Origin of the sequence: Nocardiopsis chromatogenes YIM 90109, assembly GCF_000341185.1 — a bacterium.
In the GTDB taxonomy this organism is placed as follows: domain Bacteria; phylum Actinomycetota; class Actinomycetes; order Streptosporangiales; family Streptosporangiaceae; genus Nocardiopsis_A; species Nocardiopsis_A chromatogenes.
Map to the genome: position 1 here is coordinate 1 of NZ_ANBH01000110.1, position 9,291 is coordinate 9,291.

At 72.8% G+C, this 9,291-nt stretch carries 9 protein-coding genes; 6 read left to right on the top strand and 3 right to left on the bottom strand.

The window, feature by feature from the left end; translation table 11 throughout:
• From D476_RS0111065 to D476_RS32925, 5 genes are all read left to right on the top strand, one after another.
• Positions 1-707, top strand: a 707-nt coding sequence (locus tag D476_RS0111065) for an ABC transporter ATP-binding protein (protein WP_017624016.1), incomplete at its 5' end; no start/stop codon positions are given.
• Positions 704-2,491: an ABC transporter ATP-binding protein gene (locus D476_RS0111070; protein ID WP_017624017.1), complete on the top strand. Its 1,788-nt coding sequence runs from the start codon at positions 704-706 to the stop codon at positions 2,489-2,491. The genes D476_RS0111065 and D476_RS0111070, both read left to right, overlap by 4 nt.
• A gap of 106 nt (positions 2,492-2,597) precedes the next feature.
• Complete coding sequence (locus D476_RS0111075; protein WP_017624018.1) at positions 2,598-3,530, top strand: type IV toxin-antitoxin system AbiEi family antitoxin domain-containing protein; 933 nt, start codon at positions 2,598-2,600, stop codon at positions 3,528-3,530.
• Between the two features lie 75 nt (positions 3,531-3,605).
• The gene (locus tag D476_RS0111080) at positions 3,606-4,220 is read left to right on the top strand and encodes a CGNR zinc finger domain-containing protein (RefSeq protein WP_017624019.1); all 615 of its coding nucleotides are present in this window, start codon (positions 3,606-3,608) and stop codon (positions 4,218-4,220) included.
• Between the two features lie 42 nt (positions 4,221-4,262).
• Entirely contained in the window at positions 4,263-4,589 is a 327-nt protein-coding gene (locus D476_RS32925; RefSeq protein ID WP_017624020.1) for an Lrp/AsnC family transcriptional regulator, read from the top strand.
• A 34-nt stretch (positions 4,590-4,623) separates the two neighbouring features.
• On the opposite strand, the gene D476_RS0111090 is transcribed toward D476_RS32925, so the two are convergent.
• From D476_RS0111090 to D476_RS0111100, 3 genes are all read right to left on the bottom strand, one after another.
• Complete coding sequence (locus tag D476_RS0111090; RefSeq protein ID WP_040726015.1) at positions 4,624-6,936, bottom strand: rhamnogalacturonan lyase; 2,313 nt, start codon at positions 6,934-6,936, stop codon at positions 4,624-4,626.
• 123 nt (positions 6,937-7,059) lie between these two features.
• A complete protein-coding gene (locus tag D476_RS0111095; protein WP_017624022.1) occupies positions 7,060-7,929 on the bottom strand; it encodes an aldo/keto reductase in 870 nt (289 codons plus the stop codon).
• A gap of 36 nt (positions 7,930-7,965) precedes the next feature.
• Entirely contained in the window at positions 7,966-8,910 is a 945-nt protein-coding gene (locus D476_RS0111100) for an NAD-dependent epimerase/dehydratase family protein (RefSeq protein WP_017624023.1), read from the bottom strand.
• Between the two features lie 70 nt (positions 8,911-8,980).
• On the opposite strand from D476_RS0111100, the gene D476_RS0111105 reads away from it, so the two are divergent.
• On the top strand, positions 8,981-9,291 hold a 311-nt coding region (locus D476_RS0111105; RefSeq protein WP_017624024.1), incomplete at its 3' end, for a LysR family transcriptional regulator.

The following is a 9,291-nucleotide window of genomic DNA, read 5'->3' on the forward strand; positions in this document are numbered from 1 at the left end:
CCCCGGGCGCCGAGCAGCCGGTCCTGCACGGCGTGGACCTGGCCGTGCGGCCCGGTGAGACGACGGCGGTCATCGGCTCCACGGGGGCGGGCAAGACGACGCTCGTGAAGCTGGTGGCGCGGCTGCTCATTCCCGACGAGGGGTCGGTGCGCATCGACGGCACCGACGTGCGCGACATGGACCGGCCCAGCCTCGCGAGGTCCATCGGCCTGGTCCCCCAGCGGGCCCACCTGTTCTCCGGGACCATCGCCTCGAACCTGCGCTACGGCGACCCCGGCGCCGACGAGGACCGCCTCTGGGAGGCGCTGGAGATCGCCAGGGCCGACGACTTCGTGCGCGGCCTCCCCGACGGGCTGGACAGCGTGATCGGCCAGGGCGGCACCACCGTCTCCGGGGGCCAGCGCCAGCGTCTGGCCATCGCCCGCGCGCTGGTCGCCCGCCCCCGCATCTACGTGTTCGACGACGCGTTCTCCGCGCTGGACACCGCGACCGACGCGACCGTGCGCGCCGCGCTCGACGAGCACCTCGGCGACGCCGCGCGGCTGGTGGTCGCCCAGCGGGTCTCCACGATCCGCTCGGCCGACCGCATCGTCGTGCTCGACGCGGGCCGTGTGGAGGCCGTCGGCACCCACGACGAGCTGATGGCCTCCAGCGCCACCTACGCCGAGATCGTCGACTCCCAGCTCGTCCCCGAGGAGGCCTCATGAGCATGCAGCAGGCGCCCGGCCAGCGCGCGACCGACTTCGCGGCCACGGGCAAGCGGCTCCTGGCCCGCCTGGGACGCGAACGCGGCCCCCTCATCGCCGTTTTCGCGCTGACCCTCACGGTGACCGGGCTGTCCACACTCACCCCCATGCTGCTGGGGCGGGCGACCGACGCGTTCCTCGTATTCGCCCGAGGGGAGGCACCGTCCCTGGCCCCGGCCTGGTGGATCCTGGGCGCGGTGGCCGCGATGACACTCGTCGCGGGCGTCGGCCAGGTCCTCCTGGGGCGGGCGACGACGGCGGTCACCCAGCGCGCGGCGTTCCGGCTGCGGGAGGACTCCGAGGCGAAGCTGGCACGGCTGCCGCTGTCGTACTTCGACTCCCGGCCGCGCGGCGAGGTGCTGTCGCGGGTCACCAACGACATCGACAACCTCGCCCAGACCGCGCAGGGCATCATGACGCGGCTCCTCGGGTCGCTGCTCGGGCTCATCGGCGCCGTGGTGATGATGCTGGTGATCTCGCCGCTGCTGGCCGTCGTGGTGCTGGCGACGGTCCCGGTGACGCTGTGGGCGGTGCGCTGGGTGGGCGGGCGCGCCCAACCGCACTTCAAGCGCCAGTGGGCGGCCACCGGGAGCCTCAACGGCCACATCGAGGAGGCGTTCACCGGGCACGAGCTGGTGACCGCGTTCGGCCGCCATGAGGAGTCGGCCCAGGCCTTCCACGAGCACAACTCCGAGCTGTACACCTCGGCCGTCAAGGCGCAGTTCGTGTCGGGCCTGATGGCCCCGGCGACCACGTTCCTGGGGAACGTCGCCTACGTGCTGGTCGCCGTGGTCGGGGGGCTGAGGGTGGCGTCCGGCGCGCTCACCATCGGCGAGATCCAGGCGTTCATCCAGTACGTCATGCAGTTCAACCAGCCGATCACGACGCTGGCGTCCACCGCCGGGCAGATCCAGTCGGCGGTCGCCTCGGCGGAGCGGGTGTTCGGGCTGCTCGACGCGGAGGAGCAGCGGGCCGACACCGAGGAGCCCGTGCTGCCCGAGGGGGACGCCGGACGCGTGGCCTTCGACGGCGCGTCGTTCCGCTACAAGGAGGAGGAGCCGCTGATCGAGGACCTGTCGCTCACGGTGGAGCCGGGCACCACCGTGGCGATCGTCGGCCCCACGGGCGCGGGGAAGACGACGCTGGTCAACCTGCTGCTGCGGTTCTACGAGCTGCGGTCGGGCACGATCACCGTGGACGGGGCGGACATCGCGGCCATGACCCGGGCGGACCTGCGGCGGCGCGTCGGGATGGTGCTGCAGGACACCTGGCTGTTCGGGGGCACGATCGCCGAGAACATCGCCTACGGCAGGCCGGAGGCGACGCGCGGGGAGGTCGTCGCCGCGGCGCGTGCGGTGCAGGCCGACCACCTCATCCGGACCCTGCCCGAGGGGTACGACACAGTGATCGACGACGAGGGCGACGGGCTGAGCGCCGGGGAGCGCCAGCTCATCACCATCGCGCGCGCGTTCCTGGTCGAGCCGTCGATCCTGGTGCTGGACGAGGCGACGAGCTCGGTGGACACCCGCACGGAGATGCTGGTGCAGCAGGGCATGGCGACGCTGCGCCGGGGCAGGACGAGTTTCGTGATCGCGCACCGGCTGTCCACGATCCGCGACGCGGACGTGATCCTGGTGATGGAGGAGGGGCGCATCGTCGAGCAGGGGTCGCACAAGGAGCTGCTGGACGCGGGCGGCGCCTACGCGCGGCTGCACCGGGCCCAGTTCGCCGCCATCGCCACGTGAGTCCCGGGGCGGCGCCCCCGGCTCGCCCGGGGGCCGTCCCCTCCCCTCTGTCCACAGCCCCCGAACCCGGTCCCCTCCGCCCTGCCCACCGGTCCACAGTGCGGTCATGGCACCGCTTCGGACGGATCTGCGCCGCGCCCACCGGACCGCCTCCTGCCAGTACGGCCTGATCACGGCCGACCAGGCCCGCGCCTGCGGGCTGTCCCGCACCGACATCCGCCGGCTGCTGGACGCCCACCGGTGGCGGACGGCGTTCGCGTTACCGGGGGTCTACTGCGTCCGCCCGTTTCCGGAGGCGCGGTCGGCCCCGCTGCTGCCCCTGTTCCGGCACGCGCAGGCGGCGCAGTTGGCGCTGGGCCCGAGGGCGGTGGCGTCCGGGGCCACCGCGGCACGCCTGTGGGGCCTGCAAGGCTCGCAAAGCCTGCAAGTCCGAGAACACCCGCTGCACTTCACCCTCCCCCGCCCGCCGAAGGCCGTGGACCCCGCACACATCCGGACGAACACCTGGAGGATCGCCCCGCGGGAGGTGACCCTCCGCCACGGCCTGCGCATCACCACCTCTGAGCGGACACTGCGGGATGCGGTCCTCCACTCCGACCGGGACACGGCCGTGGCCTTGATGGACTCGGCGATTCACCTGGGGCTGGTGAGCGCCGACCGCCTCCCCGCCCTGGCGGCGGCCAACAGCGGACGCCCGGGTTGCAGGCGCTCACGCGCGTGGTGGCCCCTCAGCGACGGCCGCGCGGAGAACCCCGTCCAGACCCGGATCCGGTTGGCGTGCACCGACGCGGGCATCCCACCCGACGAGCTGCAGCACCCCCTCCCCCTCGCAGACGGAAGCACGACCTACGCGAACCTGTGGTGGAACAGGGGCCCAGTCGCCGTAGAGGCCCCGTCCTCCCCCTTGACCCGAGCCGACTGCGCCCGCCACAAGGCGATCCTCACCACCCACCCGGAAGTCCGCCTCCTCCGCTTCGGCCGAAGGGACCTGCGCGACCTCGACGAGGTGGTCATGGCGATCGCCGACGCCCTGCGGTGAGTGAGGACCGGCGGAACCGCGCCGCCGCTGACCACCGACACCTCACGCATCGCCAACGCTTCTACCATGAGACCTATGGAAGATGCCTCAGACATCGACGCCGTGCGCGCGGAGATCGATCCCGCGCCGGGCGCGGAGTCGTATCCGGCTCTCGACTTCGCCGACAGCGCTGTCAGGCTGCCCGGCGGGAGGCGGGTCGATCTCCTGGGGACGCCCGGGGATGCGGCGCGGTGGCTGGTCGAGCGCGGGCTCGTCCCTGCGGACACCGTCCTCTACGAGCTGTGCGCCTCGCGCATGCGCGCGCTCCGGGAGCACATCCGCGCCCTCTTCGCCGCCCGTGTCGACGGGGCCCCCGCCCCCGCCGAGGCGCTCGACGCCGTCAACGCCGCCCTGACGAAGGTGCCCTCCGCGGCGCTCTTGGCCTGGGACTCCGAGCGCGGCCTGCACCGCTCGGCCGCGCACCCCATCGACCAGGCCGTCGACCACGCACTTGCGGCACTCGCCGACAACGCCGCCGAACTGCTCACCTCCCCCGAGGCCGAGCGCCTGGCCGCCTGCGGGTCGCCGCCGTGCGACCGCTACCTGGTCCGGACCCACCCGCGGCGGCACTGGTGCTCCACCCGCTGCGGCGACCGCGCCCGCGCGGCGCGCGCCTACGCGCGCAGACTGGGCCCACAGAGCGGGCGCTAGGTCCTGTCTGGAGTTCCCCCTCACTCGGCCTCTACGGCACTGGTGGACACCGGGAAGGTGGGGCGCCCCGTGGAGGCGTTCCTGTCCGTGCGGTTCAACCCGCACCGCCAGAGCCTGGTCGCCCCCTTCATCCAGAACACCCTGGAGCGGCCGGAGGTCCAGGAGATCTGCCACCTCACCGGCCCCGACGACTTCATGGTCCGCGTCGCGGCGGAGGACATCAGCGCCCTGCAGAGGCTCGTACTGGAGCACTTCACCTCACGCCGGGAAGTGGCGTTCGTGCACACGAACATCATCTTCCAGAAGTGGGGCGGCGGCCCGGTCGTGCCCGTTGATCAGGAGATGGCCCGCACGGGCGGGGCCCGATGACCTCGGAGGGACCGGACCCCGCCGGCGAAGGGGCTTACCCGGGCAGCGGCACCTGCTCCCAGTCGGTGTCCGAGGCCAGGGTGAACGACGGGTGGGCGGGCTGGTTGTACGCGGTCTGCTGGGCGGCCACGCCGACGCGGTACTGCGGGTCGTGCATGAGCGTGTACAGCTTCCGGTCGGTCACCTCCGTGCCGGTGTAGATCCGCAGTGCCGAGCTGTCCTCCGTCCTCACCAGCAGCTCCTCCCGCCAGTCGCCGACGATGTCGGCCACCAGCGCCGGGTTGCCCTTGGTCCCGTTGTTGGTCAGCGTCCCCTCGGCGATGAGCAGCGTCCCCCGCCCCCAGTCCTCGATGCGGGGAGGCTCCGCGCCGTCGCCGGTGGCCCGGCCCTCGACGACCTGCGTGGTCATGTCCGCGGCCCAGCGGATGCTCATGTTCGTCCCCGGGGTCTCCTCCCCGAGGTACTCGCCGTCGGCGCTCCAAAGCCCCGTCCGGTCGCCGTCGAAACTGACCGAGGACCACGCCTCGACACCGGGCACGTCCGTGTCGACGTCGCCGACCATGCCGCGGCCGGTGTCGGCCCCCGTGCGGCCGCCGAAGAGCACCTCCCCGGTGGCCGCGTCGCGCATGACGTAGCCGTACGGGGCCGACGTGTCCTCATGAACCGTCCAGATCTCCAGGCCGTCCCGGCTCTGGTCGAAGTCGCCCACGTGCATCGCGTCGCCGTGGCCGAACTTCGTCCCGTCCTCGGTCGAGGAGTAGAGCAGCGACCCGTCGTCGTCCAGGGTCGCCGCCCCGTAGACGATCTCCTGCCGCCCGTCGCCGTCGACGTCGGCCGCGCTCAGGGAGTGGAAGCCCTGGCTCGCCAGCGCGCCCATCCTCGGGTCGGAGCCGTCCTTGCCGTGCGGGGCGGCGTTGAACGGGTTGTCCATGGGGACGTGGCCGCTGTCGGCGAGCCAGCGCTTACGGATCTTCTTGCCGTCGAAGTCGTAGGCCGCCACGGTGGAGCGCGTGTAGTAGCCCCGGGCGAAGACTGCCGAAGGGTTCTCCCCGTCCAGGTAGGCCACGCCGGACAGGAACCGGTCGACCCGGTTCCCGGGCTCGATCCGCGACATCGCGTAGTCGCCCCACAGGAGACCGTCGTCGCCCCGGCCAGGCTCGTAGCGGACGGTGTCCAGCTCCTTGCCCGACTCGCCGTCGAAGACGGTCAGGTACTCGGGGCCGTCAAGCACGAACCCCTCGAACGCCCGTAGGTCGTTGCGCTCGCTGCGTGAGGGCGCGTAGTCGTCGATGAAGTGGTCCGCCAGGGCCTCGGCGTCCTCGCGCTCCAGCGGGTAGTCGTACCGGGGCTCCTCCCCCAGCGCCTCCTCCACCGTCGCCGGCCAGTTCCCCTTCCTCACCTCGGAGTGGTGGTGCCAGCCGAGGAACATGTCAACGAGGTGGCCACGGTAGTCACCGGCGCTCATCCGGTAGTCGTCCTCATGCGAGTACCCGGCCTTGCGGTCCTTCTTCGGCAGGGTGATGTAGTCCGACCCCGTCGGCCGGCCGTCCTCGCCGTAGGAGGTGCTGCGCGTCCCGGGGGCGGTCTTGAGCATGATCTCGGACCGGCCGTCGCCGTCCAGGTCGAACACGGTGAACTGCGTGTAGTGGGCGCCGGCGCGGACGTTCACTCCGAGGTCGATGCGGTGGAGCAGCTCGCCGTCGAGCGTGTAGGTGTCGACGTAGACGGGGCCGGTGTAGCCCTTCTGCGAGACGTCCTTGGAGTTGGTGGGGTCCCATTTGACGACGACCTCGTACCGCCCGTCGCCGTCCACGTCGCCGACGGAGGCGTCGTTGGCGGTGTACCCGTACTCCTCCCCGGCGGGGGTGGTCCCGCCCTCGGGTGTGCGCAGCGGGATCTCGCCGTGGCCGTCGGCCCAGGAGGCGGCCTCCCCCTCGGGCCCACCCGCGCCGGCCGCACCGTCGGCGCTGTCGGCTCCGGCGGGCGCGACGGAGTAGGAGGCGCCGGGGTCGCCGCCCTCGTCCAGGTGGTTGGTGCTGTCCTCGACGGTGGCGATGCGCTCGCCGTCCCGGTACACGTCGAACGCGGGGCCTTCCATGCCCGTATCGCCGTGCCCGGTGGCCTCGTCGCCGAGCAGCCGCCAACTCAGGAAAACGCCTTCCGATGTGGCGACCGCGACGGCACCGCGGTCGAGCGCCTCCAACCGCGGCCCGGACGACCCCCCGGACCCCGGCCCCGGCGGCTCCGGCGCGGCGGCCGCCACCCCGGATCCTCCCAGCACCACCAGTGCGGACACCCCGCCGGCCAGGCCGACGAGCCCTCGGGACACCCTCGCCCTGCAGGTCACGGGCGCACCTCCCTCTCACGACGCAAGGAGGGCACACCCTAGTTGGAAAGCGCTTGCTCGCCAAGGGTTGCCCATAGGCACCCCAGGCCGCCCCGACCCTCGGACCGGTCCCTCACCCGGCCCTCACTCCAGCCGCGCGAGGTCCTCGTCCGTCAGCTCCAGTCCCGGCGCCTTCGCCGAGTCGCGGATCGACTGCGGGCGGCCCGCCCCCGGAATCGGGACCACCACCGGGGACCGCGCGAGCAGCCAGGCCAGAGCGACCTGCTGCGGGCTGACCCCGCGCTCGGACGCGACCTCGTGGAAGGCCGTGCCCTCGGACGTCGGCCCCGACGCCCCCTCAAGGGAACTGCGGGAGATGCCGCCCAGAGGGCTCCAGGGGAGGAACGCCAGCCCCAGGCGCTCGCACAGCCGCAGCTCCGCCTCGCTGTCGCGCACCGCGGGCGAGTAGCGGTTCTGCACGGACACCAGCCCGTCACCGAGGATCCCGCGCGCCTCGGTGATCTGGTCCGTGGTCACGTTCGAGATGCCCGCCGCGCGAATGGTCCCGGCGTCGAGGAGGTCCCGCAGCGCCCCGACGGACTCCGCCCACGGCACCTCGGGATCGGGCTTGTGCAGCTGGTAGAGGCCGATCGCGTCGGTCCCCAGGCGCTTGAGGGACGCCTCCGCCGCGCGCTTGAGGTGGTCGGGCGTGCCGGTGACCGTCCAACTCCCGTCGCCCGGCCGCCCGCGTCCCCCCTTGGTCGCCACCAGGACGCCGGAGGTGTCGCCCCCGTAGCGCGCGAGGGCACGCGCCACGAGGAGCTCGTTGTGCCCCGTCTCCCCGGTGTGCCAGTGGTAGCTGTCGGCGGTGTCGATGAGCGTGACCCCGGCGTCCAGGGCGGCGTGGACGGTGGCGACGGCGCGCTTCTCGTCCGGCCGGTTCTCGATGGACAGCGGCATCGCCCCCAGGCCGACGGCGCTGACGGACCGCCGTCCGATCGTGCGGTAGCGCATGACGACTCTTCAGACCTTTCAGACGGCTCAGTCGGCTCAGACGGCGGAGAAGGAGGTGGAGTAGACGCCGACCGCCTCGGCGATGGCACCGGGCAGCCAGTCGGAGATGTGTGAGAACGAGAAGCCCAGCTCCTTCGCGCGCGCGTTGCTCATCGCGAAGTGGCGGTCGAAGGAGAACGGCGACGCCTCCTGCCCCGCGGGCACGACCTGGTACACGGGCTCCCGGCCCACTTGGGCGGCGACGGCGGCACCCAGGGCCCACACATCGAGCGTCCCGTCGGAGCAGGCGTTGAGCGGTCCGGTGAAGTCGGCGGCGGCCGCCCACACCATCAGCTCGGCCATCTCCTCGTAGTGGATGAACACCGACGGCAGCGCCCCGTCGTGCACGACGACCTCCTGGCCCCGGGCGATGCACTCGACGTAGTGCGCCAGGCGCCCCGTGAACTCCTGCGCGCCGCCGCCCAGGACGTGGGCGCAGCGCACGGACGCGAACGCGAACCCGTCGGCATGGGTGAAGACGGCCTCGGTCTGCCGCTTGCCCTCCCCGTAGTGCGGCTCCAGGTAGGCCATGTCGTGCCAGGGCCGGTCGGGGTGCACCGGCCAGGAGGCGAGGTCGATGGCCTCCTCCGGGACGGGCACCCCCTCCGGGTGGACGGGGACCGCGCCGCCCGCCGGGTTGTACGCCTCGATCGTGGAGGTCATGACGTAGCGGCGGGTGCGGCCGCCGAAGACGCGCGCGGCGATCGCGGCCTGCACGGGCGTGTAGCAGACCTGGTCGACCACGGCGTCGAAGGTACGGGGGCCGAGCGCGGCGGCGAGCGCCCGTTCGTCGCTCCGGTCGGCGACGACGTGCTCGGCCCCTGCGGGCGGCGCGGTCGACCCCCGGTTCACCACGGTGACCCGGTGCCCGGCGCCGAGCAGGCGCTCCACCATGAGCTTGCCGAAATAGCGGCTTCCGCCGATGACGCAGATCTCTTGCATGGCCCCATCGTCACGGCCTAGCGTCCCCAGCAGAAGTACCTGCTTACTGGACACGTATTAAGGAGAACTGTTGATCGACGTCCAGCGCCTCCGCGTGCTGCGGGCTGTGGCCGAGCACGGCAGCTTCAACCGGGCGGCGTCCGCGCTGCGGCTCACCCCCTCGGCGGTGTCCCAGCACGTGGCCGCGCTGGAGCGGAGCCTGGGCGCGCAGGTGGTCGAGCGCAGCACCCGAGGGGTCACGCTGACCCGGGCGGGCCAGGTCATGGTGGGGGCCGCCGAGTCGGTCGCCGCCGAGCTGGAGCACGCCCGGCGCCGGGTCGACCGGCTGGCCGGGGGCCGCACCCGGATCACCGTCGCCACCTTCACCAGCGGCGGGGGGCC